26 protein-coding genes and 1 tRNA gene are annotated in these 21,698 nt (G+C 64.0%); 18 read left to right on the top strand and 9 right to left on the bottom strand.

Annotation, left to right across the window (positions count from 1 at the left end; translation table 11 throughout):
• Nucleotides 1-47 precede the first annotated feature (47 nt).
• From AC1DEL_RS05055 to AC1DEL_RS05040, 4 genes are read left to right on the top strand one after another with little or no spacing between them, the layout of a single operon-like run.
• Nucleotides 48-1,649: a phage tail tip lysozyme gene (locus AC1DEL_RS05055; protein ID WP_477125515.1), complete on the top strand. Its 1,602-nt coding sequence runs from the start codon at nt 48-50 to the stop codon at nt 1,647-1,649.
• Nucleotides 1,646-2,230, top strand: a complete 585-nt coding sequence (locus AC1DEL_RS05050; RefSeq protein WP_477125516.1) for a phage baseplate protein — start codon at nt 1,646-1,648, stop codon at nt 2,228-2,230. The genes AC1DEL_RS05055 and AC1DEL_RS05050 overlap by 4 nt, the downstream gene beginning before the upstream one ends.
• On the top strand, nt 2,230-2,541 hold the full coding sequence (locus AC1DEL_RS05045; RefSeq protein ID WP_477125517.1) for a phage baseplate plug family protein: 312 nt from the start codon (nt 2,230-2,232) through the stop codon (nt 2,539-2,541). Before AC1DEL_RS05050 ends, AC1DEL_RS05045 begins: the two co-directional genes overlap by 1 nt.
• The gene (locus AC1DEL_RS05040) at nt 2,541-3,515 is read left to right on the top strand and encodes a phage protein (protein WP_477125518.1); all 975 of its coding nucleotides are present in this window, start codon (nt 2,541-2,543) and stop codon (nt 3,513-3,515) included. The genes AC1DEL_RS05045 and AC1DEL_RS05040 overlap by 1 nt, the downstream gene beginning before the upstream one ends.
• Here AC1DEL_RS05040 and AC1DEL_RS05035 read toward each other — a convergent pair.
• Entirely contained in the window at nt 3,512-4,306 is a 795-nt protein-coding gene (locus AC1DEL_RS05035; RefSeq protein ID WP_477125519.1) for a hypothetical protein, read from the bottom strand. The two genes, AC1DEL_RS05040 and AC1DEL_RS05035, sit on opposite strands and share 4 nt — an antisense overlap.
• A gap of 9 nt (nt 4,307-4,315) precedes the next feature.
• Between AC1DEL_RS05035 and AC1DEL_RS05030 the strand changes: the two genes are divergently transcribed.
• From AC1DEL_RS05030 to AC1DEL_RS04985, 10 genes are all read left to right on the top strand, one after another.
• Complete coding sequence (locus tag AC1DEL_RS05030) at nt 4,316-5,062, top strand: Gp138 family membrane-puncturing spike protein (protein WP_477125520.1); 747 nt, start codon at nt 4,316-4,318, stop codon at nt 5,060-5,062.
• An 8-nt stretch (nt 5,063-5,070) separates the two neighbouring features.
• A complete protein-coding gene (locus tag AC1DEL_RS05025) occupies nt 5,071-5,424 on the top strand; it encodes a contractile injection system sheath initiator (RefSeq protein ID WP_313817923.1) in 354 nt (117 codons plus the stop codon).
• Nucleotides 5,424-6,605, top strand: coding sequence for a baseplate J/gp47 family protein (locus AC1DEL_RS05020; protein WP_477125521.1), 1,182 nt, complete (start codon nt 5,424-5,426; stop codon nt 6,603-6,605). The genes AC1DEL_RS05025 and AC1DEL_RS05020 overlap by 1 nt, the downstream gene beginning before the upstream one ends.
• Nucleotide 6,606: 1 nt before the next feature.
• Entirely contained in the window at nt 6,607-7,269 is a 663-nt protein-coding gene (locus AC1DEL_RS05015) for a DUF2612 domain-containing protein (RefSeq protein ID WP_477125522.1), read from the top strand.
• Between the two features lie 10 nt (nt 7,270-7,279).
• Nucleotides 7,280-7,903, top strand: coding sequence for a hypothetical protein (locus AC1DEL_RS05010; RefSeq protein ID WP_313817929.1), 624 nt, complete (start codon nt 7,280-7,282; stop codon nt 7,901-7,903).
• Complete coding sequence (locus tag AC1DEL_RS05005; RefSeq protein ID WP_477144951.1) at nt 7,887-8,315, top strand: tail fiber assembly protein; 429 nt, start codon at nt 7,887-7,889, stop codon at nt 8,313-8,315. Before AC1DEL_RS05010 ends, AC1DEL_RS05005 begins: the two co-directional genes overlap by 17 nt.
• 54 nt (nt 8,316-8,369) lie before the next feature.
• On the top strand, nt 8,370-9,458 hold the full coding sequence (locus tag AC1DEL_RS05000; protein WP_313817931.1) for an acyltransferase family protein: 1,089 nt from the start codon (nt 8,370-8,372) through the stop codon (nt 9,456-9,458).
• Nucleotides 9,459-9,539: 81 nt separating this feature from the next.
• Entirely contained in the window at nt 9,540-9,926 is a 387-nt protein-coding gene (locus AC1DEL_RS04995; RefSeq protein WP_313817933.1) for a hypothetical protein, read from the top strand.
• Nucleotides 9,923-10,462, top strand: a complete 540-nt coding sequence (locus tag AC1DEL_RS04990) for a glycoside hydrolase family 19 protein (protein ID WP_313817934.1) — start codon at nt 9,923-9,925, stop codon at nt 10,460-10,462. The genes AC1DEL_RS04995 and AC1DEL_RS04990 overlap by 4 nt, the downstream gene beginning before the upstream one ends.
• Nucleotides 10,459-10,839 carry a hypothetical protein gene (locus AC1DEL_RS04985; RefSeq protein ID WP_313817936.1) on the top strand — a complete coding sequence of 127 codons (381 nt, stop codon included), beginning with the start codon at nt 10,459-10,461 and terminating at the stop codon, nt 10,837-10,839. Before AC1DEL_RS04990 ends, AC1DEL_RS04985 begins: the two co-directional genes overlap by 4 nt.
• A gap of 681 nt (nt 10,840-11,520) precedes the next feature.
• On the opposite strand, the gene AC1DEL_RS04980 is transcribed toward AC1DEL_RS04985, so the two are convergent.
• From AC1DEL_RS04980 to AC1DEL_RS04970, 3 genes are all read right to left on the bottom strand, one after another.
• Nucleotides 11,521-11,727, bottom strand: coding sequence for a hypothetical protein (locus AC1DEL_RS04980; RefSeq protein WP_313817938.1), 207 nt, complete (start codon nt 11,725-11,727; stop codon nt 11,521-11,523).
• 276 nt (nt 11,728-12,003) lie between these two features.
• Nucleotides 12,004-12,222 (bottom strand): DUF2188 domain-containing protein, encoded by a 219-nt coding sequence (locus AC1DEL_RS04975; protein ID WP_409558911.1) that lies wholly within the window; start codon nt 12,220-12,222, stop codon nt 12,004-12,006.
• Between the two features lie 900 nt (nt 12,223-13,122).
• Nucleotides 13,123-13,422, bottom strand: a complete 300-nt coding sequence (locus AC1DEL_RS04970; protein WP_477125525.1) for a hypothetical protein — start codon at nt 13,420-13,422, stop codon at nt 13,123-13,125.
• Nucleotides 13,423-13,803: 381 nt separating this feature from the next.
• On the opposite strand from AC1DEL_RS04970, the gene AC1DEL_RS04965 reads away from it, so the two are divergent.
• Nucleotides 13,804-13,879 (top strand) — tRNA-Met (locus AC1DEL_RS04965).
• Between the two features lie 190 nt (nt 13,880-14,069).
• Nucleotides 14,070-14,390: a hypothetical protein gene (locus AC1DEL_RS04960; RefSeq protein WP_092290271.1), complete on the top strand. Its 321-nt coding sequence runs from the start codon at nt 14,070-14,072 to the stop codon at nt 14,388-14,390.
• A 12-nt stretch (nt 14,391-14,402) separates the two neighbouring features.
• On the opposite strand, the gene AC1DEL_RS04955 is transcribed toward AC1DEL_RS04960, so the two are convergent.
• Nucleotides 14,403-14,735: a DMT family transporter gene (locus AC1DEL_RS04955; protein ID WP_092290265.1), complete on the bottom strand. Its 333-nt coding sequence runs from the start codon at nt 14,733-14,735 to the stop codon at nt 14,403-14,405.
• Nucleotides 14,736-15,024: 289 nt separating this feature from the next.
• On the opposite strand from AC1DEL_RS04955, the gene AC1DEL_RS04950 reads away from it, so the two are divergent.
• Complete coding sequence (locus tag AC1DEL_RS04950) at nt 15,025-15,555, top strand: hypothetical protein (RefSeq protein ID WP_477125526.1); 531 nt, start codon at nt 15,025-15,027, stop codon at nt 15,553-15,555.
• Nucleotides 15,556-15,561: 6 nt separating this feature from the next.
• On the opposite strand, the gene AC1DEL_RS04945 is transcribed toward AC1DEL_RS04950, so the two are convergent.
• Nucleotides 15,562-16,749, bottom strand: coding sequence for a benzoate/H(+) symporter BenE family transporter (locus AC1DEL_RS04945; protein WP_477125527.1), 1,188 nt, complete (start codon nt 16,747-16,749; stop codon nt 15,562-15,564).
• A gap of 106 nt (nt 16,750-16,855) precedes the next feature.
• Entirely contained in the window at nt 16,856-17,788 is a 933-nt protein-coding gene (locus AC1DEL_RS04940; protein WP_477106471.1) for an amino acid ABC transporter substrate-binding protein, read from the bottom strand.
• Between the two features lie 434 nt (nt 17,789-18,222).
• Here AC1DEL_RS04940 and AC1DEL_RS04935 point away from each other — a divergent pair, with 434 nt between their 5' ends.
• A complete protein-coding gene (locus AC1DEL_RS04935; protein ID WP_477125528.1) occupies nt 18,223-20,151 on the top strand; it encodes an ATP-binding cassette domain-containing protein in 1,929 nt (642 codons plus the stop codon).
• A 9-nt stretch (nt 20,152-20,160) separates the two neighbouring features.
• On the opposite strand, the gene AC1DEL_RS04930 is transcribed toward AC1DEL_RS04935, so the two are convergent.
• Together AC1DEL_RS04930 and AC1DEL_RS04925 are read right to left on the bottom strand one after the other, a co-directional pair.
• On the bottom strand, nt 20,161-20,319 hold the full coding sequence (locus AC1DEL_RS04930) for a hypothetical protein (protein ID WP_177219834.1): 159 nt from the start codon (nt 20,317-20,319) through the stop codon (nt 20,161-20,163).
• 3 nt (nt 20,320-20,322) lie between these two features.
• Complete coding sequence (locus AC1DEL_RS04925; protein ID WP_092290257.1) at nt 20,323-21,534, bottom strand: MFS transporter; 1,212 nt, start codon at nt 21,532-21,534, stop codon at nt 20,323-20,325.
• Nucleotides 21,535-21,698: the final 164 nt, after the last annotated feature.

Below are 21,698 nucleotides of genomic sequence, written 5' to 3'. Positions count from 1 at the left end.
GGTTCAGCGACGGCGTCGAGCAGGCCACGAAGGGCGTCAAGCAGCTGGTGACGACCATCTCGGCATCAGCGCTGGCCGTCAGCGTGGGCGTCTCGGCGCTGGCGTCGAAGCTGGAGAACCTGTACTTCGTCTCGAAGCGCACCGGCGCGGCGGCCACCAGCCTGAAGGCGTTTGACTTCGCAGCGCGGAATCTGGGCATCTCGACCGAGACGGCCTTCGGTGCGGTGGAGAGCCTGGCCAAGTTCCTGCGGAACAATCCGGCCGGCGAGGGATACCTGGCGACGCTGGGCGTGCAGACGCGCGACGCGAACGGCGAGCTGCGGGATACCGTCGACATCCTGTCCGACCTGGGCGCCGAGCTGGCCAAGCATCCGACGTGGCTAGCCAGCCAGTACGGCCAGACGCTCGGCATCGACGAGAACCTGCTGCTGGCCATGCGCGATGGCGATTTCGCCAAGTTCATGCAGCAGTACCGGGAGATGTCCCGGCGCAACGGCCTGGACAAGGCGGCCGAGGACGCGCACCAGTTCATGGTCGCTCTGCGGGGCTTGGGCACCACGTTCGAGAACTTCGGCATCAAGGTGGAGGGCGCGCTGCTGCGCAAGGTGGGGCCGCAGCTCGATCGCCTCCAGAAGTGGTTCGAAGATCATTCGGACGAGATCGCTGATCGTGCCGCAGACATTGCCGCCGCGATCCTGGCCGCAGCCACTGCGCTCGGCCCACCCCTGTCGTGGCTGGTCGACCAGTTCATCGAGCTGGACAAGGCCACGGACGGCTGGTCGACAAAGATCATGCTGCTGGTTGGCGCGTTCGGCGCGCTGGGCGGCTTCAAAATCGTCAGCGGCATCTGGAAGATGGTCGCGGCGGTGCGCGCGCTGGGCGCGGCCAATGCCGCTGCGGCGGCTGCCGGCGGCGTTACTGCTGCTGGGGGTGCCGCTGGTGCTGGCGCAGCTGCTGGCGCGGGCGCTGGCTGGCTGGCTCGCTTCCTGCCGTGGGCAGCTCGGATCGGCGGCGCCGCCGCGTTGCTCTTCCATAGCGGCGGCCTGAACAACGGCGAGGATGCTGAGCTGGCGCGCCGGCGCGGCGCCGCAAGGCAGCCAGCGGGCTCGGGGAATGCCGGAGTCGATGCGGTCTCGTTCTTCCAGCGGATGGGGTGGTCTCCTGAACAAGCCGCCGGCATCGTAGCCAACTTGCAGCGTGAAAGCACCAGCGGCCTGAACCACCAGGCCGTCGGCGACAACGGTCGTGCCTATGGCGTCGCGCAATGGCATCCAGACCGTCAGGCGAATTTCAAGGCGTGGGCCGGAAAGGACATCCGGGACTCGTCCCTGATGGAGCAGCTGCAGTTCGTGAACTACGAGTTGACGCAGGGTGCAGAGGCACGGGCTGGGCAACTGCTACGCGCTGCACAGAACGCCCAGCAGGCGGGCGAGATCGTGTCGCGGTACTACGAGCGGCCAGGCGTTGAGGAAGCAGTCAAGGCACGTGAAGCGGCCTTGCGCGGACGTTCGGCTGCGGAATTGCACCAGCAGACCACCATCAATCTGTATGGCGTGTCAGACCCGGCGGCAGCCGGGCGCGCAGTCAACGAAGGGCAGCGCCAGGTGAATGACGACATGGTGCGCAACATGCAGGGGGCAATCTCGTGAGTTTCCTCGACATCATCACCCTGGTGCCGAAGACCATTGGCCCGGTGAAGATCGGCTGCACGTTTGAGGAAGCGCACCAGGACGAGCTGCAGATCACTGAGCATCCGGTCGAGAAGGGTGCCCAGATCAACGACCATGCGTTCAAGCTGCAGCCCGAGGTGACGATCCAATGCGGCTGGTCGAATGCCGACCTGGCCGCGCTGATCGGCACGCTGGAATCGCTCTTCACCGGGGGCGGCCTGCCGTCAGTCGATTACATCAGCTCGGTGTACTCGCAGCTCATCGCTCTGCAGGAAACGCGTCAGCCTTTCGACGTCGTCACGTCGACGCGCATGTACCACGACATGCTGTTCAAGTCGCTGCGCGTGGTCAAGGACCAGAAAACCGGCGAAGCGCTGAGCGTCACTGCGACGCTGAAGCAGATCCGGATCGTGCAGACGCAAGCGACCAGGCTGCCGCCGAAGGAAAACCAGGCCTCCCCGCAGGCCACAGCCGAGACCCAGAACACCGGGACGAAGGCCGCGAAGCCGGCTACACCAGCGCCGGGAGGTTCGGTACCGCCGAGCCGATGGGGGACGTGATGAACTACTACGAGATCCCTCTCTCGCCAGATCCGCAGCGCTTCACGGTGACGCTCAGCGGCGTGGACTACCAAATTACGGTGCAATATCGCGACGCCGGCGGCGCCGGATGGGTGCTGGACATTGCCGACACGAGCAACGAGCCAATCGTGAGCGGCATCCCGCTTGTGACCGGTGCGGACCTGCTGGGGCAGTATGGGCATCTTGGCTTCGGGGGGCGGCTCTGGGTACAGGGCGCCTCCGATCCCGACGACGTTCCGACGTTTGAAGACCTGGGCATCGGGTCGCATGTTTTCTGGGTGATGGACTGATGGGTACGAAACAGTACGGCCGAAAGATCTCCATCCTGGTCGGCCGGTCCGGCGGTGCCGCGACCGAGCTGTCGGAGCTGCGGTGCGTGTTCAAGATCAGTCGCGGCGACCTGCAGACGCCAAACTCGGCCCGTGTGAGGGTGTACAACGTCTCCGAGAACACCAAACAGCGGATCGAGAAGGAGTTCACGCGCATCGTGGTGCAGGGCGGCTACGAAGGAAATTTCGGCATCCTGTTCGACGGCAGCATCAAACAGGTAAGACGCGGCCGGGAAAGCCAGACGGACACGTATCTGGACATCACCGCAGCGGACGGCGATTCAGCGTACAACTTCGCGGTGGTGAACACGACGCTGGCCGCCGGCTCGACACCGGCCGACCATGTCGCGGCAGCCTGCACGGCCATGAACCCGTACGGCGTGACGCAGGGATACACGCTGGAACTGCCGAAGAATCCGCTGCCTCGCGGGAAAGTGATGTTCGGCATGGCCAGGGACTTCATGCGCTGGACGGCCCGCACGCAGCAGGCGGTGTGGAGTATTCAGGACGGGAAGGCCATCCTGGTGCCTGAGACGTCGTACATGCCCGGTGACATCCCTGTGATCACCGCGGAGACCGGCATGGTGGGGATGCCGGTGCAGACCCAGAATGGCATCACCATCAAGATGCTGCTGAACCCCAGCGTGAGGATTGGGCGGCTGATCCACATCGACAATGCCAGCGTGCAACGGTACGAGTACAGCCTGAACGTGGGGCAGCAGGCACAGAACGAGCGAATCGAGAAACAGGCAAAGCTGCAGGACGACGGGTTCTACTACGTGATGGTTGCGGAGCACTCCGGTGATACGCGCGGAAATGAATACTACACAGACGTGATCTGCCTGGCAGCGGACGTGACCGACCTGCCAAATTTCTTCATTGACAAGGCCGCCGTGCCCCCAGAGAACGTCATCGTAGTAAAGAAGTTCGGCTAGTGCAGCGCCCTGTGATACTCGTTCACGTTCTTCATGAACTCGTCGCGTGACATAGCTGGCCTGATGAACTGAGCCGAGCCATCGGGCTGAATTTTTGTCTCGGCGTAGTTGAGCAATGACTCCCTCCGCGAGTCGCCGAACTTGGTCACGATGATCACTGCATCTTTCGTTGGGGTAACGAGCTTGCCCCAGCACGCTGGTACCAGCCCGCGTCCATACAGCGATTCGGCGGCGCGCAAATCTTGGGCGCCGCTAAGGGGCAGCGCGCACGGTGTATCGCGGTAGAGGATAGCAACCATTGCCGCGCGAGGGATCAGCTCATCGATCGGCGTTGCAAAAATGTAGGCAGTTCTGCCCACCGTGGCCCGATCGAATGAGCGCATCTTGATTTCTGCAGACTCGATGCTTTCCTGCCGTTGGCGCGTCTCATAGGAAACGGACGGCGCTGTCTTCGCAGCTTCGTAAGCGCGCAACTCGCAGATCGGGCGCTGCTGTGATCTCTTGAGTCTGATCACACAATCTGCAGCGACTTCTATAAGCGGCAAGTCGCGAAATTCAGTCAGGCCCGTAACCGGCGCTGGCTTGATGGTCAATCCCTGTGGAAACCGTGGATCGGATTGGGTTGGCATCAGGGAAAAGGTCTCAATCTCCGCGACCCTTCCGTTTGCTACGCCGTACCCCCTGGTTGACTTGACGATTCCGACAATGGTCACGGCCTCTCCATCTGCCAGTTGCTCTGCATTGGCGACCGCGGGAACGGCCATTGCAACGATCAGTACCAGCTTCTTCATAACAATCCCATGGACAGACGAGAGAGAGTAGGTGACCCCGAAACAGCCCTTCGGGAAGCGTTGGATGGGATGCGTGCTGGGATCTGGACGGCACTCCCCGGAATCATCCAGTCGTTCAACCCCATGGCCATGACCTGCGAGGTGCAGCCCTGCATCAAGGTCAAGGTGCGCCAGCAGGACGGGACAACCGTCTCAGTGTCCCTGCCGCTGCTGGTGGACTGCCCGGTGCAGTTCCCATCTGGCGGGAATTGTAGTCTGACCTTCCCCGTTGCTCCAGACGACGAATGCCTCGTCGTTTTTGCGTCACGCTGTATCGACGGTTGGTGGCAGTCTGGTGGGGTGCAGGAGCAGGCGGAAATCCGGATGCACGACCTGTCGGACGGGTTCGTGCTCCTGGGATTCCGGTCACGGCCGCGGGCGTTGACGGGCGTGAGCACCACCGCGACTCAGCTCCGGTCGGAAGATGGTTCGACGTACATCGAGATGAATCCGACCTTGCAAAAGGTCAAGATCGTTGCGCCTGGCGGGTTCGACGTCGTCGCACCGCTGTCCACCTTCTCGGCTGCCGTGACGGTCACGGGACTCCTGACGTTCGTCGGCGGCCTAGTAGGCAGCGCCGTGAGCGGGGCTGCCGCTGTGTTCAACGGGGTGCTGAACGTCATCGGGCAGATCACCGCGAACGGAAAGCGCGTGGACGACACCCACACCCACAACGGCGTGCAGCCTGGCAGCGGTAATAGCGGCAACGTCAACTGAGGATTCCCATGCGGTACCGAAAGCTATCGGCCACTGGAGACTACGTCTTCGGTGGGCAGCAGGCCGACTTCTACAAGGACACGCCCGAGGCGGTTGGCCAGGCCGTGCTCACGCGGCTGCGACTGCTGCGCGGGGAATGGTTCCTCGACAAGTCCGCAGGGATGCCGTGGAGCACAGAGGTTCTGGGCAAGTACACCAACGGCACCTACGACGCGGCGATCCGCCAGCGGATCCTGGGCACGCGAGGCGTGCAGCAGATCACGGCGTATTCCAGCTCGGTCGATACCGAGAAGCGGGCGCTGAGCGTGACCGCAACCATCAGCACTATCTACGGCACCACCACCGTTGAGGCGACTCTGTAATGGCAATCACCACGACCGCACCGACGATCGATGCCAGCGGCATCACGGCGCCCACATACGCCGAAGTGCTGGAATACCTGCAGGACCAGTACCGCGCCATCTACGGGCCCGATGTCTATCTTGAGGCGGACAGCCAGGATGGACAGCTTCTCGCGGTCTTCGCTTCGGCGATCAACGACGCCAACGCCGTGGCGATCTCGATCTACCGGTCGTTCAGCCCGGCCACGGCGCAGGAGGATGCGCTGTCGAGCAACGTGAAGATCAACGGCATTGCCAGGAAGGCGGCTTCGTTCTCGAGCGCCGATCTGGTTGTTGTCGGGCAGGCGGGACGGCCGATCAACAACGGCATCGCCAAGGACACGAACGGCAACAAGTGGGCGCTGCCGGCTTCGATCACCATTCCGCCCGGCGGCCAGATCACGGTGACGGCCACATGCCAGACGCTCGGGGCGGTATCGGCGGCGGCCGGCACGATCAACCAGATTGGCACGCCGACCCTTGGATGGCAGTCGGTGACGAACCCAAGCGCGGCAGCCGAAGGCGCGCCCGTGGAGAAGGATGCGGCGCTGCGCCAGCGGCAAACGGTCTCGACGGCGCTGCCGTCCCTGACGGTGCTAGACGGCATCATCGGGGCGGTGTCGAACATCGCAGGCGTCACGCGGCTGGCGGCGTATGAGAACGACGCGAACGCGACCGACGCCAACGGAATCCCGGCCCATTCCATCTCGCTGGTGGTCGAGGGGGGCGACGCCACGGCGATTGCCCAGGCCATCGCCGCAAAGAAGACGCCTGGATCTGGGACGTACGGCACGACTGCCATCGTGGTGCTCGACGTCTACGGCCGGCCGATCACGATCAGGTTCTACCGTCCATCGACAGCCAACGTGTCGGTCGCGGTGACCATTAAGGCGCTCTCCGGCTACACATCGGCCGTGGGCGACGCCATCAAGAAGGCCGTCTCCGACTACATCAATGCGGTGGCCATCGGCGGTGGCGAGTCTGGCGCCGTGGAGTGGGCGGACTCGATCACGGCAGCCAACAGCGTGGGGGGCGGTACCGCTTTCAAGCTGACAGCGCTGGCGCTGACCGGCCCGGGCGGCGCCGGCGTGCCTGACGTAGCCGTGGCATTCAACCAGGTCGCCGCGTGCACGCCGGCCGCCGTGACTCTGACGGTGGTGTGATATGACGGACATCACCAAGTACACCGACCGGATCACGAGCGAGCACAACCAGCGGCCGGCCTTCATGGCAGTGGTCGAGGCGCTGGCGCAGCCGATGGTGGATCTGCAGAACCTGTTGGGCAGCATGCCGGGGAAGTTCGATCTGGACACTGCCGTCGATGCGCAGCTAGACGACGTCGGGCGTTGGGTTGGGATCTCGCGCAACGTGCCGCTGCCGCTGACCGACGTCTACTTCTCTTTCGACATCGAGGGGCTCGGGTTCGATCAGGGCAACTGGAAGGGGCCGTTCGATCCGGATACCGGGCTGACTCGACTGGACGACGAGACCTACAGGCTGGTGCTTCGTGCAAAGATCGGCGCAAACCACTGGGACGGCACGCTCGAATCGTCGAAGAAAATCCTCGACTCGATCTTCAACGGCGGCACCTTCGTCTTCATCCAAGACAACCAGGATATGTCGATGACCATCGACATATCCGGCGTCATCCCCTCGGCGGTTTTTCTGGCGCTGCTGGCCAACGGCCTGATTCCACTGAAGCCCGAAGGGGTGCGCATCAGTATCGTCATCGTGACATCGGTAGACGGCGCGCCGATCTTCGGCTTCGACATGAGCAATGACCTGGTCGCCGGGTTCGACACCGGCGCCTGGGGTACCCCCCTGTAAAAAGGAAAATATGGCAAACGACTTTCTGGTTTTCGGCGGCGGTGCCGGCGCCAACGTTATTTCGCAGTCCGCGTACTCTGGCCTGACCGCACGTAGTGCCGGCTTCTCGGCTGGCGTCGCCCAGTCGGCGCAGCTCAACAAGGTGTGGCGCCAGTCGAGCATTATGGCGGCCGTGCTGGCTCAGTTCATCTCGGACAGGACCGGGCTAGATGTGCTCGACGATGGCACGACCGCAACCATCCTTGCCAATCTGAAGGCCTCGGCCGCAGCGGTGAATGGCGATGCCACCAAGCCGTTCAGCGTCGCCGCGGCCACGACTGCAGCGCACGCTGCTCGCTACGACCAGGTGTTCGGGGTAGGGCAGACGTTGCAGAACGTCACGGCGTCCCGGGCGCTTGGCACTGTGTACACCAATAGCACTGGCAAACCGATCCTCATCTACGTACAGGCGACAGTAGGGAGTGGCCAGGCGGCCGGTCTATACCTCAACGGTGCACTGATTGGGAACTACAGCAACACGACGGGTACCGCACAGGCGTTCTTGACGACAGCCATTGTCCCGGCCGGCTACACCTATGAGGTCCGAAATCTCAACACCGTGACGCTCACGTCGTGGTATGAGTTGCGCACGTAATCAAAGGAACGATATGCGTTATTTCCGAGATGTCGCCACTGGGACGGTATTTGCATTTGAAGACAATGTTGAGGCCCTTTCTGCCGAGGGCGGAGGTTGGACGTTCTTCGTCGACGGCGAAGCGCTACCAGCCCCGTACCCCGTCACCCTCGTACCTACTGATGATCCGACGCCGCCTGTCTACGTTCCGACACCCTCGGAGAACGCTGCCACGCGAGACGCACTCCTCACCGCGGCCGCAGTCCGTATCGCACCACTCCAGGACGCGGTGGACCTGAAGGTCGCAACGCCCGCTGAAATGACGCTACTCACAGCGTGGAAGACATATCGGGTCGAGTTGAACCGGACCGACCTAACAGCCCGACCGGTGACATGGCCAGCAATGCCAGTGGAGGCTTCAGCGGGCATTTGATCGATCTGACACCCCGTATAATCCGGTCAGAAAAGAAACGGGAGGGGCATACATATGAAGAACATGACGGTCGACGGGGCGGCCTTGAAGCGGTCGCTGCGCGTCGACGCACTCGACGTCTACAAGGGTCTCGCGATTCTTCTGGTGGTTATCGGCCACATCGCGCTGAACAGGGTGAGCACGTCCGGCACATCGATCCTATTCAACTGCATTCAGATGTTCCACATGCCCATGTTTTTCGTCATTTGTGGGATGGTGTTTGCGTTGAAACCAACGCGTATGTCGGTGCATGATTTCGGCCCGAGCGTGGTGCGCCGGGGCGTTCAGTTGCTAGTCCCGTTCATCGCATGGTATTTGCTGGAATACGCCTTGTCGTCTGATCGACCATCACTGGAAATCTACTTCACGAGGCTGTACAAGAGCCCAGACTATGGCCTGTGGTTTCTCTGGGTGCTCTTCGTGATGAGCGTGGTTGCGGATGCCTTGAAGGTGCTCTCGGCCGCTGTGCGGCTTCCTTTTTTTGTCGGGGCAGTAGTGGTGTGGGCGCTGTTTCTTCACGCCAGCGTTCATTTCCACGCGTTGGGCTCTGGCCTAATTGCCATCGAATGGCCGTTCTTTGTTGCAGGGATATTCCACAAGCCGATTATGGCAATGGTTGGTAAGCGCGCCGCGGTCTTCGTCGTTGCGGCAAGCATCGCGTACCCTTTTGCCGTCCTGATATGGGACCGACTGAGCCCACCGCCGGTCGGATTCATGTTGCAGAAGTCGTTAAGTCTTCCCATGTCGACTGCTTGGTACACCGTCTACATCGGCATAGGTTCGCTATACCAAGCGATGTTTGCCGTGGTTGGAACCATAGTTTTTTTTGGGTGGGCACAGGCGTTTACCGCTTCTGGGGGCGCACAGCGCTGGGTGACTACATTCCTCATCTATATCGGTGAGCGCACGCTCGCGATATACGCAATTCACCTGTTCTTCGTAAAGACGCCTTTCATCGCCGGGAATGCAGTGTTGGATGGAATAGTGACGCTGGCGGTATGCCTCCTTATGTCGGTCGTCATCTCCGAGTACATAATCAAGCCGATGAAAGTGACGGACCTACTCTTGCTAGGAAAGGTCTCGAAGCCGAGCGCCAAAGCGTAGGCTCAGACCGCTCTGACAACCGCCTTCGGGCGGTTTTTTATTTGCCCGCTTCGGCGGGCTTTTTCATTTCCGGGGAATCTCATGTCCGAACCTATCAGCGGCGGAGCCGCAGGGGTAGCAGGCTGGAAACTTATCGGCGGTCTGGCCGGCGCGGGGGCCATTGGCGCCGGGCTGGCAGCCATCGTCGTCATGTGTATGACCACGCCGCGCAGCCCGCGCGAGTGGGCGGTGGGCCTGATCAGCACTGTCATGGGCTCGATTGGTGGCGGAGCTGCGGTGATTCAGCACTTTGAACTGCAGGCCTGGGCGCAGACACCGATCGGGCTGGTGGCCATGCTCGGCTTGGTTTTCTCCTGCGGCCTGCCGGGGTGGGCCATCGTCCGCTGGCTGTTCAACTACATCGTCGAGCGGCAGGGCGCAGGCATCGACGACATCGCGGCAGACGTGCGCAAGGGGATTGGACAATGATCACGCCCGCAATCCTCCGCGCCATCATGCCGGCGGCCGGGCGCCGCGCCGACGTGTTCGCGCTGCCGCTCGTAGACGCCGCCCAGCGCTTCGACATTTCCACGCCGGCTCGCGTGGCCGGATGGCTCGCCCAACTCGCGCACGAGTCCGGCCAGTTGCTCTACACACGCGAGATCTGGGGTCCGACGCCAGCGCAACTGCGCTACGAAGGGCGCGCCGACCTCGGAAACACCGAGCCGGGAGACGGTAAGCGGTTCATGGGCCGCGGGCTGATTCAGATCACTGGGCGGAAGAACTACCTGCTGTGCGGGCTGGGGCTCCACCTGGATCTGCTGGCCATGCCCACGCTACTCGAGCAGCCGGACGCCGCAGCAGCTTCCGCTGGCTGGTACTGGAAGGCGAGGAACCTGAGCCGCTTTGCCGATGCCGGCGACTTCGTGGGCCTGACGCGCGCCATCAACGGCGGCACGAACGGGCTGGCCGATCGTCAGCAGTTCTGGGCGCGCGCGAGGATGGCGCTGGGAGTGACAGCATGATCGCGATCCCCACGAGCGGGCCATGGCGCGCGGCCGGCGCCGTGCTGCTGGCCACCGGTATCTTCGCCGCCGGCTGGGCCGCCAACGGCTGGCGTAAGGACGCCGAGATCGCCGAGCTGACCGCCGCGCGCGCCCAGGCGGACCTGACCAGCGCCAACCAGGCGATCGGCGATCTTCGCACGGCCAGTACCACGATCCACCAGAAGGCCGACGAGTTCGCCGGCATCCAGACCACCCTCGGCGCCAAACTCGACGCCATCCGGAAGGACCTGAAGAATGCTCCGAAGCTGCCTGCTGATTGCCGCCCTGACGCTGGCCGGGTGCGCCTCATGTCCGACGCCGTCGACGCGGCCAAGCAAGCCGCCGCCGCTCGATAGTGCGCTGGCCGCGCCGTGCACGATTCCGGATGCGCTGGCCGTCGCCGACTATGACGCCTGGCAGGAATGGGTGATGAAGGATCTGCTGGGCGCGCTGGGCGAATGCGCAGCGCGGCACCGAAAGACGGTGGAGGCGTGGCCCAGCTAGCGAAGCAGCTTCTGCCACCACGACCCATATTGAGGGTCATATGGCGCCTTCCAGCCGCTATGAACATTTTCGATAGCGTCTTCCTGGCAAACGCCCTTTGCGATGAGGCGGTGTACCTCGGCATCTGCGGCGTCGCTCTGGAAGATGCGGGTGGTGATCGGCTCGACCTCGGGACAGGGCGGCGGTCCCTCGACGATAGTCTCCTCTGGGATGAGGTCACAGAACCAGGTCCTGCCGTCGCACTGCCGGCTAGGATCTGCCCTGGACCAGTAGGAAAGGAGGCCCAGGACGAGAAATCCCGCGAGGATCAATGCTGCCCGGGTGCTCACGAACCGCCAGAAGAATAAAGTAGCTCCCAACATCGCTATGACGCCCATCCAAATGCACCTCCTTTTCACATGCGGGTGAAAAAACGGTGGAAACACTCAAGAGTGGCATGAATGAGCGGTTATGCAATCATTCAAACGGGTGAATGAATTTGCTGACGGGCCGTAAGCGTTTGAACCCGCTCCGGTGGCGTCTCGCCGAGCCGCTCACCTTGAATCAGTCAGTGCAGGCGTCTCCGCGCGCAAGGTCACCTCGACGAGCACCATGCCGTCGATGTCAACTTCATACAGCGTGCGACCGCACATCGGGCACGGTGCCTTCGTTGGTACCGTCTCGCCCCGAAGTCCAAGGTGAAACTCTGAGATCTCCACGGTCGTTCCGCAGATGCACCTGACCTCTTCGATGACGTTCATGGTGTTCCCCTTGAAGCGCTGTGTCGCCGCGTCGAGGATAGTCCGTTCACCGCTCCCGCGAATCGCCCGAAAGGGCCAGAAGATATTGGGTCGTCAGATGCTGAATTGAAGCGTCTGCCGTTTCTCCGGCCAGGCTACTTGATGACCTGGCCAGCCTTGCGCGGCCCCACACGCCGCACCTGCTGATCGGGAGCCCTCAGGCTCGAGCCGCCACGCGCGCGGCGCTGGCCGGCAGAGTATTGGGCCAGGCCGCCGCCGAATCGTGCGGCATGGGCCTTAGCCCTTAACGTCGCGCGGGTCATGGCCGAAGGAATTCCGCTCGCGAATCTGGCCGTCCCGGCCATGGATCAGCAGCTCGACCTTGTCGCGCTGGGCGCGCTCGGTGCCGGCCTTGATTGCTTCTTCCTGAGTTTCGTAGGTGGTGCGCTTGCCGCCGCCGGCCGCCTCGACTGCCCAGCCATCGCCTGCCGGCACCACGTGAATGTCCGCTGCCATGATCGTCTCCTGAGTTGGTCAGGACAGTCTGGCGCCGACGCGGACAGAGCGGGTATCCGGCGCGGTCCTACAGAAAGCTGGATCCGACGGGCGAACAGGGCACAATAACGGTCAGCCCACAATAGGGAGACCGCCATGCCCGACATGTCGCGGGACGAGAAGGATATTGCTCAGTCGGATCGGCGCCTTGCGGAAGGTCGAGTACTCATTCGGCGGCAAATAGGCATTGTTCGAGACCTGCGGGTGGCGTCGCAGCCGGACGATGCGGCGCTAAGGCTGCTGCGGGCACTTCGGGATGCTGTGGCGGCGGGGCGGGCGCACCGCTCACGCCTTCGCCAGGAAGCGACAGATTGACCAGCCTCGATCCTCGTCCGCACACTTTTTTCGCGCTCACCGAACAAAATTTATATCGGCGGATACTAACGCGCACTTTTTTGCTGCTAGTCGTCAAGGTGCGGCGAGGTTGCAATGAGCATCCGCGCACCGTTCGCGATCTCAGAGACGGTAAGTTCCGCCACTGGCCCGCCCCAGGGGTCAACGTCGTAGAAGGCTTCAAAATCAAGGGGAAACATGTCGCACAACGGTAGCGGATAGCGGAACGCCGGCACAGCATGAAGTTCCCCGGAAGCGTCTACCCGAAAAACTTCGATGAGGCGCTCTCGCCCCGTGTTGTCGACGCCTTTGACCACGCAGTAGCGTTGGCCTTGCCAGACCAAGGAAATGCCTGTGTATGGGGTTGTCACACCAGGTATGCGTGTGAACTTCAGGCACCTCTCCACTGATTCGGCAATTAGGAACGGTGCCTCCCGCCAATTCCCGGGGTCGTTCGTAGCTGCGTCCATTTGTCTACCCCCCATCGATGGAAGCATTCTAATGCCGCCGGCACACACGTGACACACGTCAAGCCGGGTCGTCAGGCCTCACCGGCTCGGCTCGATAGGCGGACCAGAAATAGTGAGAATGCCGGTGGTGGCGAACGCGCTTCTTTTCGATGAAGAGTCGGACCGTGCCGGCGGCGCCGGCGTCAATCACCACCTCGTGGTGGGGCGGCGCGTCCGCTGTGGCGATCGGCAGCGTCGCTAGGCCAGAAGCGATGTAGTCGCCTGGGATACGGCCCAGAATACCGTGTGCTTGATTAGGCGGTTCTGAAAGCGCCGCTGCCCGGAGATGGCACTTGGCCGCAAGCTTGCTGTTGCCCATGATTGGTGTGGAAATACTGTATGGATATACAGTATCGCATCCCCTTCGCCTTGGGTCAAAATAGGCGGCTGAGGCCTCTCCGTTACACCGTTTGGGCTGTAAATCATCTTTACAACGCATTCGTTGTAATCGCCGCCGATTGGCGTAAGAGGCACCATTCGCTTTTCGTGGCACTGGACGTGGCACCGGCATTATCCACAAGTGTAAATCTGGCTAGAAAAAGCCGCGAATCAGCGTTTTTATGGTTCCTGTCGGCGGGACCATCATCAAGTCGGCAGTCGTTCTCAGAAGTTCACCTCAGCACTACGTCCAGAGCCCGCGCAAGCGGGCTTTTTGCATTCTTCTGTATCAATGCGCCGCCAATCCGCGTATAGTCCGGCCCGCGGGGTGGAGCAGTTGGCAGCTCGTCGGGCTCATAACCCGAAGGTCGCAGGTTCAAGTCCTGCTCCCGCAACCAGATTAGAAAGCCCGCCGGCTTGCCGCGCGGGCTTTTTGTTTTGGTCGGCGCATTCCCGCCCACCCAGACCCTTCCGAGGGTCAGCGCACCGTTCGATGTCATGGCGGCGCGGCAACCGGCTATGATGTCGCCTGCGCGCCTCTCGCGCGTCGTAGAAATCCTAAAAGAACTGGTTCGCCTTCTTTCGCAAATGCCCCCTGTCAGGTCGTATCACCGCTGGCTGCCGGCGCTGGCCATGTTCGGCGCCATTCACGCCCTGGCTGCCACGCCGGACCCGGCGCTGGCCGATACGTCTGGTTGCACCGCGCTGATCGACATCGTCCAGGAAAGCCTGCGGGGGGAGATCGACGTGGCCTGTCCGGCGTCCGACAAGGTGGTGTGCGAGGCCAAGAATGGCCAGATCCGGGCGTTGCTGGAGATCATCGACCAGCGCCGCAAGCGCAATGCCGACGAATGCGAGACGCTGGCGCAGGTCAACCGCCTGCTCCGCGCGCTGCCGCCGAAGTCCTGACCCCGGCGCGATTCAGTGACTCATCTTCGAGAACAGCTGGATTACCGCCACCCCTGCAATGATCAAGCCGATGCCGACCCACGCCGCCAGGTCCGGCACCTGCCGGTACAGCACTGACGCGATCAGTGTCACCAGCACGATCCCCGCCCCGCACCAGATGGCATAGGCCACGCCCACCGGCACGGTCTTCATGACCTGCATCAGCAGCCAGAACGCGGCCACGTAGCCGGTGACCACCAGCACGCTGGGCCAGAGGCGCGTGAAGTTCTCGGCCGCCTTGAGGCTGCTGGTGGCGATGACCTCGGCCACGATGGCCAGCGCGAGCAATAGATATCCGTTCGACATGGCAGATGATTGACGTCAAGGGCAGGCCAAGGGCCGGCGGGAAAGCGGCGCCGGATGCGCTATAGCGCGGTATTATGCGCCGCGCCGCCAGGCAGAATGTGCTGTGCCCTCCCTCGCGGTGGTTGTGCAAATGCACATTGCACGCTTGAATGGACGTATGCGTATGACGCAAGGGTCGCCCGGGCAGTGCAAAAGAGGCGGTCCAGACAGTCGCGGTGTTAACCCGACCATGCCGGCAACCATAACAAGGCCGGTGGCGGGTGTTGGCTGACGGGTAAAGGGGAGCAGTATGAAGCAGGATATTGACACCGCAACGGCATGGCCGAAGCCGCATTTCGCCGACCTCGAAGGCGCGCCGGACGCCTTGCCACCGCATGACGCCACCGAAGGCGTCTGGCAGAACACCATCGCTGCCGCGGACCATGCGCTGGAAGAAGCGAACCGCATCCAGCGGGGCGTCCAGCAACATCTCAAGCTGATGCAGGAAGTGCGTGCACTCCGCGACGAACTCCACAAGGCCCATGCCGAGGTGGATCGCTACCGTGGCATGCACGCGCGCGTGGTGGTGGGCATGCGCCAGCTGGAAGACGACAACAACGCGGAGATCGCCCGGCTGCGTGCCGACAACGAGATCCTGCAAGTCCGCCACCGGGTCTACAAGCTGCTGGCCGAGCACTACGCGACGGCTGCGCTGCGCCTTGAGCCCCCCCGGTTTGCCGAACACCGCGACCGCGTGCTGGAACACGTGCTGTTCCAGCGCCGCAAGGGCGTGCCGGTGACGCAGATGGCTGCCGCGGACGTCGCCTTCCTGCTGATGTAAGCTGGCTCAGGCCGCCCGCTGGCGCGGGCGCAGCACGGCCAGCGCCAGCATGCCGCCCACCACGCCCCAGAAGGCCGAACCCACGCCGGCCAGCGTCATGCCCGACGCCGTGATCATGAACGTCAGCAGCGCTGACTCGCGCTCCGCCGGCGTTTGCATGGCCACGGTCAGGCCATTGGCGATGGAACCCAGCAGCGCGAAGGCCGCGACGGCCACCACCAGCGCCTTCGGGAAGGCCGCGAACAGCGCCGCGATGCTGGCCGCCATGATCCCCGCCACCAGATAGCCGATGCCGCAGACTACGGCGGCCATGTAGCGGCGGCGCGGGTCGGCGTCGGCCTCGGGGCCGGTGCAGATGGCCGCCGTGATCGCCGCCAGGTTGATCCCATGCGAGCCGAACGGCGCCAGGATGGCCGATGCCACCCCCGTCACCGTGATCAGCGGGCTGGCCGCCACGTGGTAGCCATCCGCACGCAACACGGCCAGTCCCGGAATGTTCTGCGAGGCCAGCGCCACGATGAACAGCGGCACGCCGATGCTGATAAAGGCCGACAACGAGAACGCCGGCGTGGTCCACACCGGCAGCGTCACCGCAAATCGGATTTGTTCGAAATGGAGCTGCCCGAGCACCCCCGCCAGCGCCACGCCCACCAGCAGCACGCCCGGCACCGCGTAGCGCGGCCACAGGCGGCGTCCCACTAGATAAGTACCGAACATGGTCAGCAGCAACACCGTCTGGTGTTCCGCCTGCACGAAGACATCCACGCTGATCCGGAACAGGATGCCCGCCAGCAGGGCCGAGGCGATGCTCGCCGGCAGCGCGCGCATCAGCTTGTCGAACCAGCCGGTCAGCCCGGCGGCCGTCATCAGCAGCGCGGCGAGCAGGAAGGCGCCGATGGCCTCGGGGTAGGGCACGCCGGGCAGGCTGGCAATCAGCAGCGCCGCGCCGGGCGTGGACCAGGCCACCACGATCGGCACCCGGGTCATCAGCGACAGTCCCAGCGTAGTCACCCCCATGCCGATGGACAGCGCCCAGATCCACGAGGCGATCTGGGCATCGCTCAGATGCGCCGCCTGCCCGGCCTGGATCATCAGCACCAGCGAGCTGGTGTAGCCGGTGAGCATGGCGATCAGCCCGGCCACCGTCGTGGAAAGGGAGAGGTCGGACAGCTTGAGGGGGGCGGCGGCAGTCATGGTCGATGCGAAGGGGCGGACGGCCGACATCTTCGCATGGATGGGGGCGGCGGGGGCGCCAACGCGGCCCCCACGCGGCTCCCCGCCCGGGCTGGCAGGGAGACCGTTAGTCGGCCACCTTGTCGCTCGGGAACTTGAACGAATCGCGCAGCAGGTAGCTCATCGGAATGTCCAGCGTGATGCCGTTGGGCGGGATCGGGCTAAGGAACCATTTCCGATACAGCTTCTGGGTGTCCTGGTCGTAGATCGACGTCACCATGGCCTTATCCACCAGCTTCTTGAACTCGGCATCGTGCTTGGACAGCATGATCGCGTACGGCTCGATGGTCAGCAGGTCACCCGTTACCGCCAGCGCGGTCGGGTTCTTGGCGTTGGCGCGCAGGCCGAACAGCAGCACGTCGTCCATCACGAAGGCGTCGGCGCGGCCCGCCTCGACCATGCCGAAGGCTTCGGCGTGATCCTTGGCCTCCACCACCTTCCAGCCCATGGCGCCCGCCTCATCCATCTTGCGGAGCATGGCCAGCGGCGTGGTGCCGGTGGTGGACACCACGGTCTTGCCGCGCAGGTCGCCCCACTTGCGGATGCCCGAATCGGCCTTCACCAGCATGCGGCTGCCGGCGATGTAGTGCGGGATGGTGAAGGCGACGAGGTCGCGGCGCTCGCGGTTGTTGGTGGTGGATCCGCATTCGAGGTCAGCCTTGCCGTCCACGATGGCCGGGATGCGCGAGGCCGGCGTCACCGGCACCCATTCCACGCGCAGCTGCGGCAGCTTGAGCTGGGTGCGCAGCGCCTCCGCCACCTTCAGGCAGAGATCCACGGCGTAGCCCATGGGTTTGCCGTCCGCCACGAACGAGAAGGGCACCGAGCTTTCACGGTGGGCGATGCGGATGGCCCCGGTCTGCTGGATGCGCAACACCACCGAGTTGGGTGACGCCGCCCACGCCGGCAGGGCCGGCAAGGCAAGCAGCGTGGCGAGGAAACATACAACAAGCGCCGTGCCCCTGAAGGAGGCACGGCGCGGCAGGCCCGTATTGGTCATGAATGACACCCGTCCGAAAATTGTCTGGAAAGAAAACCCGGAAAACCCCGTTGGCCGGATGGGTCCGGCTCTGTACTGCCTTGTTGTTACCGCCTTGTTGTGCTTCTTTTCGGATTAATCCGATTGCGCTGAGTGTGTCGGATTGTTCCACGGCAGGCGCCCGACGCACAACCGCCGCGCTAGTAGGCGTGCTCGGGCTGCAACGCTTGGCCTCGCGCGCGGTTGACGGGGGCTTTCCCTTAAGGAGTTGTCCGACTTATTGCCCGGCCCCCGAATCGATATTCTTCAAACGTGCCTTGCGAGCAGGGCACCGAGGAGAGACTCTTGGGCCCGTTTGCTAACGGGCCCTTCTTTTTGGGGCGCTTCTTTTTGGGCCGTGCGGCCCCGGCCCCTGGGGTCGACTACAATTCGGGCCTGTTTCCAGTCTCCCCACCATGGCCCTGTTCTCCATTTCCGATGCCCAACTTGCCTTCGGGCACGTGGCACTGCTCGACCACACCGATTTCTCGCTGGAAGCCGGCGAACGCGTTGGCCTGATCGGCCGCAATGGCACGGGCAAGTCGTCGCTGCTGCGGATCGTGGCCGGCATGTCCGCCCCGGACGACGGCCTGATTGCCCGCCAGAGCGGCGTCACCACTGCATATGTTGCGCAGGAGCCACAATTCGCGCCCGGGCTGACCGTGTTCGATGCAGTGAGCCTGGGCATGGGCGCCGCCCACGACCTGCTGGCCCGCTACGAGGCGGCGCTGGCCAAGCTCGACACCCATCACGACGAGGCCACGCTGGCCGAGTTGCATCGCGTGCAGGCCGAACTGGACGCCGCCGACGCCTGGACGCTGCGCACCCGCGTGGAAACCACGCTGGCCCGCCTCGACCTGGACCCCCACGTGCGCGTGGATTCGCTGTCCGGCGGCCTGCAGAAGCGCGTGGCGCTGGCGCAGGGGCTGGTGGCCGAGCCGGACATCCTGCTGCTCGACGAACCGACCAACCACCTCGACGTCACCGCCATCCGCTGGCTCGAAGACCTGTTGATTGGCTTCCGGGGCAGCGTGCTGCTGATTACCCACGATCGCGCCTTCCTGGACCGCGTGGCCACCCGCATCGTCGAACTGGACCGGGGCCGGCTGGTGTCCTTCCCGGGCAACTTCGCGGCCTATCAGGCCCGCAAGGCCGAACTGCTGGCCGCCGAGGCGGTGGAGCAGGCCAAGTTCGACAAGCTGCTGGCGCAGGAGGAAGTGTGGATCCGCAAAGGCGTGGAAGCGCGCCGCACGCGCAGCGTGGCGCGTATCCAGCGGCTGGTGACCATGCGTACCGAGCGCGCGGCGCGGCGCGAGGTGCAGGGCAATGTGAGGCTGGAAGTGTCGCAGGCGGACCGCTCCGGCAAGATCGTGGCCGAACTGACCAATGTGTCGAAGTCCTACGGCGACAAGCCGGTGGTCCGTGACTTCACCGGCACCATCATGCGTGGCGACAAGGTCGGCGTGATCGGCCCGAACGGCGTGGGCAAGACCACGCTGCTGCGCCTGATCCTGGGCGAACTGGCGCCGGACAGCGGCACGGTGCGCAACGGCAGCAACCTTCAGGTGGCGTATTTCGACCAGATGCGCACGGCGCTGGACCTGGAGAAGTCGCTGGCGGACACCATCAGTCCGGGCAGCGACTGGGTGGAGGTCAACGGCCAGCGCAAGCACGTGATGAGCTACCTGGGCGATTTCCTGTTCGCGCCGGAGCGCGCGCGGTCGCCGGTCAAGTCGCTCTCGGGCGGCGAGCGCAACCGGCTGCTGCTGGCGCGCCTGTTCGCCCGGCCGGCCAATGTGCTGGTGCTGGACGAGCCGACCAACGACCTCGACATCGACACGCTCGAACTGCTGGAGGAACTGCTCCAGGACTACAGCGGCACGGTGTTCCTGGTCTCCCACGACCGGGCCTTCCTGGACAACGTGGTCACCTCGACCATCGCCGCCGAGGGCGAGGGGCAGTGGCGCGAGTCGGTCGGCGGGTATTCGGACTGGGAAGCGCAGTCGGCCCGGGCCGGGGCCATCCAGGCCGCCAAGCCGGCCGAGGCGAAGCCCGCCGAGGCGCTGAAGACGCAGAACACGCGCGAGGCGCGCGGCGCCAATCGCACGGTCAAGCTCTCCTATAAGGAACAGCGCGAGCTGGATGGCCTGCCCGAGCGCATCAACGTGCTGGAAGCGGAGCAGAAGACGCTGGCCGGCCAGCTGGCGGACGGCGCGCTCTACGCGAACGACCCCGCCCGCGCGGCCCAGTTGGCCAGCCGGCACGACGAGATCGAGATGGAACTGCTGGAGGCGCTCGAGCGCTGGGAAGTGCTCGAGGCAAAGACCAAGGGCGAGGCGCAGTAAGCTAGCCGCTTACCCGCACCACGCCAGCACCATATTGGTGAGGTCGACCATGAACGCCGGCCGCAGGTAGGCCAGGAAGCCAAGCGTCAGCACTCCGGCCAGCGCCAGCAGGCCCACCGTCTTAAACAGCTTGGCCTTGAGCCAGGGATGGTGGCGTGCGGCGTCCATGGCTCAGACCGCTATCGGCTGCGGGCGCGTCAGCGCCTGCTCGCGGATCGGCAGGTTGACCAGCGCCGCCACCACCCCCAGCCCGATGGCGATGAACCACACGAGGTCGTAGCTGCCGGTCCGGTCGAACAGGAACCCGCCCAGCCACGCGCCCAGGAAGCTGCCGATCTGGTGCGAGAAGAACACCACCCCGCTCAGCATCGACAGGTACTTCACCCCGAACACCTGGGCGATGATGCCGTTGGTCAACGGCACGGTGGACAGCCACAGCAGCCCCATCAGCGCCGCGAACACCCACGTGCTGGCCGCCGTCAGCGGCAGCAGCAGATAGCCGGCAATCACGAACGAGCGCGCCAGGTAGATGAACGAGAGCAGGTAGCGCTTGGGCATGCGCTGGCCCATCGCCCCGGCGGTGTAGGTGCCGAACACGTTGAACAGGCCGATCAGCGCCAGTGCCACCGTGGCGATCTTGGGATCGGTGAAGCCACGATCCTTCAGGTACGGCGTCAGATGCACGCCGATGAACACCACCTGGAAGCCGCACACGAAATAGCCGAGCGTCAGCAACTGGAAGTTGCGATTGCCGAAGGCCTCGCGCGTGGCCTCGCCAATGGTCTGGTGATGCCCGCCCGTGGTCGCCGCCACCTTCGGCTCGCGCAGCGCGAACACCAGCGGGAGCATGAAACAGGCCATCACGGCCATGGTAAACAGCGCGTTTTGCCAGCCGACGAAGGAAATCAGCGACTGTTCGATCGGAATCATCAGGAACTGGCCGAACGAGCCGGCCGCCGCCGCGATGCCCATCGCCCAGATGCGCTTCTCGGCGCTGGCCACCCGGCCGATCACGCCGTAGACCACGCTGTAGGTGGTGCCCGCCTGGGCAATGCCGATCATCACCCCCGCCCCGGAGGCGAACGCCGTGCCGCTGGTGGCCATCGCCATCACGACCAGGCCGGCCACGTAGAGCGCCACGCCGACCAGCATGATGCGGATGGGGCCGAATTTGTCGGCCAGCGCGCCGGCAATCGGCTGGGTGACGCCCCACATCAGGTTCTGCAGGGCCAGGGCGAAGGCGAAGGTCTCGCGGTTCCAGCCGTGGGCCTGGGTAATCGGCAGGTTGAACAGGCCGAAGCCGTGCCGGATACCCATCGATAGCGTGACGAGCAAGCCACCGCACACGAGCACGGTGGTCAGGGAGAGTTTGCGGTCGGTCATGTCGGGCTCGGGACTTTGGCAGTCCTTTTCTCTGGTTATCGGGGGGCGCCGGGGGATTCCCTCTGCAGCCGGGCGAGTTTACCCCGGGTGGCGTATTTATGCCGAAGCCGCCGGTTCCGCGCGCCAGCGTACCGAGCCCGCCCCGGTCATCCATTACAATGCTG

Source organism: Cupriavidus sp. 10L43_2 (assembly GCF_056395265.1).
The sequence above is the reverse complement of the archived record's forward strand: the minus strand, read 5'-3'. Positions and strand labels throughout refer to the sequence as shown.

Excerpts from the sequence above, each read along its gene's own strand:
- AC1DEL_RS04940 (WP_477106471.1), bottom strand. The coding sequence starts at position 17,788 with ATGACCAATACGGGCCTGCCGCGCCGTGCCTCCTTCAGGGGCACGGCG.
- AC1DEL_RS05025 (WP_313817923.1), top strand. The coding sequence starts at position 5,071 with ATGCGGTACCGAAAGCTATCGGCCACTGGAGACTACGTCTTCGGTGGG.
- AC1DEL_RS04925 (WP_092290257.1), bottom strand. The coding sequence starts at position 21,534 with ATGACCGACCGCAAACTCTCCCTGACCACCGTGCTCGTGTGCGGTGGC.
- AC1DEL_RS04955 (WP_092290265.1), bottom strand. The coding sequence starts at position 14,735 with ATGTCGAACGGATATCTATTGCTCGCGCTGGCCATCGTGGCCGAGGTC.
- AC1DEL_RS05045 (WP_477125517.1), top strand. The coding sequence starts at position 2,230 with ATGAACTACTACGAGATCCCTCTCTCGCCAGATCCGCAGCGCTTCACG.
- AC1DEL_RS04980 (WP_313817938.1), bottom strand. The coding sequence starts at position 11,727 with ATGAACGTCATCGAAGAGGTCAGGTGCATCTGCGGAACGACCGTGGAG.
- AC1DEL_RS04930 (WP_177219834.1), bottom strand. The coding sequence starts at position 20,319 with ATGGACGCCGCACGCCACCATCCCTGGCTCAAGGCCAAGCTGTTTAAG.
- AC1DEL_RS04950 (WP_477125526.1), top strand. The coding sequence starts at position 15,025 with ATGAAGCAGGATATTGACACCGCAACGGCATGGCCGAAGCCGCATTTC.
- AC1DEL_RS05040 (WP_477125518.1), top strand. The coding sequence starts at position 2,541 with ATGGGTACGAAACAGTACGGCCGAAAGATCTCCATCCTGGTCGGCCGG.
- AC1DEL_RS05015 (WP_477125522.1), top strand. The coding sequence starts at position 6,607 with ATGACGGACATCACCAAGTACACCGACCGGATCACGAGCGAGCACAAC.
- AC1DEL_RS05005 (WP_477144951.1), top strand. The coding sequence starts at position 7,887 with ATGAGTTGCGCACGTAATCAAAGGAACGATATGCGTTATTTCCGAGAT.
- AC1DEL_RS04935 (WP_477125528.1), top strand. The coding sequence starts at position 18,223 with ATGGCCCTGTTCTCCATTTCCGATGCCCAACTTGCCTTCGGGCACGTG.
- AC1DEL_RS05000 (WP_313817931.1), top strand. The coding sequence starts at position 8,370 with ATGAAGAACATGACGGTCGACGGGGCGGCCTTGAAGCGGTCGCTGCGC.
- AC1DEL_RS04945 (WP_477125527.1), bottom strand. The coding sequence starts at position 16,749 with ATGACTGCCGCCGCCCCCCTCAAGCTGTCCGACCTCTCCCTTTCCACG.
- AC1DEL_RS05035 (WP_477125519.1), bottom strand. The coding sequence starts at position 4,306 with ATGAAGAAGCTGGTACTGATCGTTGCAATGGCCGTTCCCGCGGTCGCC.
- AC1DEL_RS04970 (WP_477125525.1), bottom strand. The coding sequence starts at position 13,422 with ATGGGCAACAGCAAGCTTGCGGCCAAGTGCCATCTCCGGGCAGCGGCG.
- AC1DEL_RS04990 (WP_313817934.1), top strand. The coding sequence starts at position 9,923 with ATGATCACGCCCGCAATCCTCCGCGCCATCATGCCGGCGGCCGGGCGC.
- AC1DEL_RS05020 (WP_477125521.1), top strand. The coding sequence starts at position 5,424 with ATGGCAATCACCACGACCGCACCGACGATCGATGCCAGCGGCATCACG.
- AC1DEL_RS05010 (WP_313817929.1), top strand. The coding sequence starts at position 7,280 with ATGGCAAACGACTTTCTGGTTTTCGGCGGCGGTGCCGGCGCCAACGTT.
- AC1DEL_RS04985 (WP_313817936.1), top strand. The coding sequence starts at position 10,459 with ATGATCGCGATCCCCACGAGCGGGCCATGGCGCGCGGCCGGCGCCGTG.
- AC1DEL_RS04995 (WP_313817933.1), top strand. The coding sequence starts at position 9,540 with ATGTCCGAACCTATCAGCGGCGGAGCCGCAGGGGTAGCAGGCTGGAAA.
- AC1DEL_RS04960 (WP_092290271.1), top strand. The coding sequence starts at position 14,070 with ATGCCCCCTGTCAGGTCGTATCACCGCTGGCTGCCGGCGCTGGCCATG.
- AC1DEL_RS05030 (WP_477125520.1), top strand. The coding sequence starts at position 4,316 with ATGGACAGACGAGAGAGAGTAGGTGACCCCGAAACAGCCCTTCGGGAA.
- AC1DEL_RS04975 (WP_409558911.1), bottom strand. The coding sequence starts at position 12,222 with ATGGCAGCGGACATTCACGTGGTGCCGGCAGGCGATGGCTGGGCAGTC.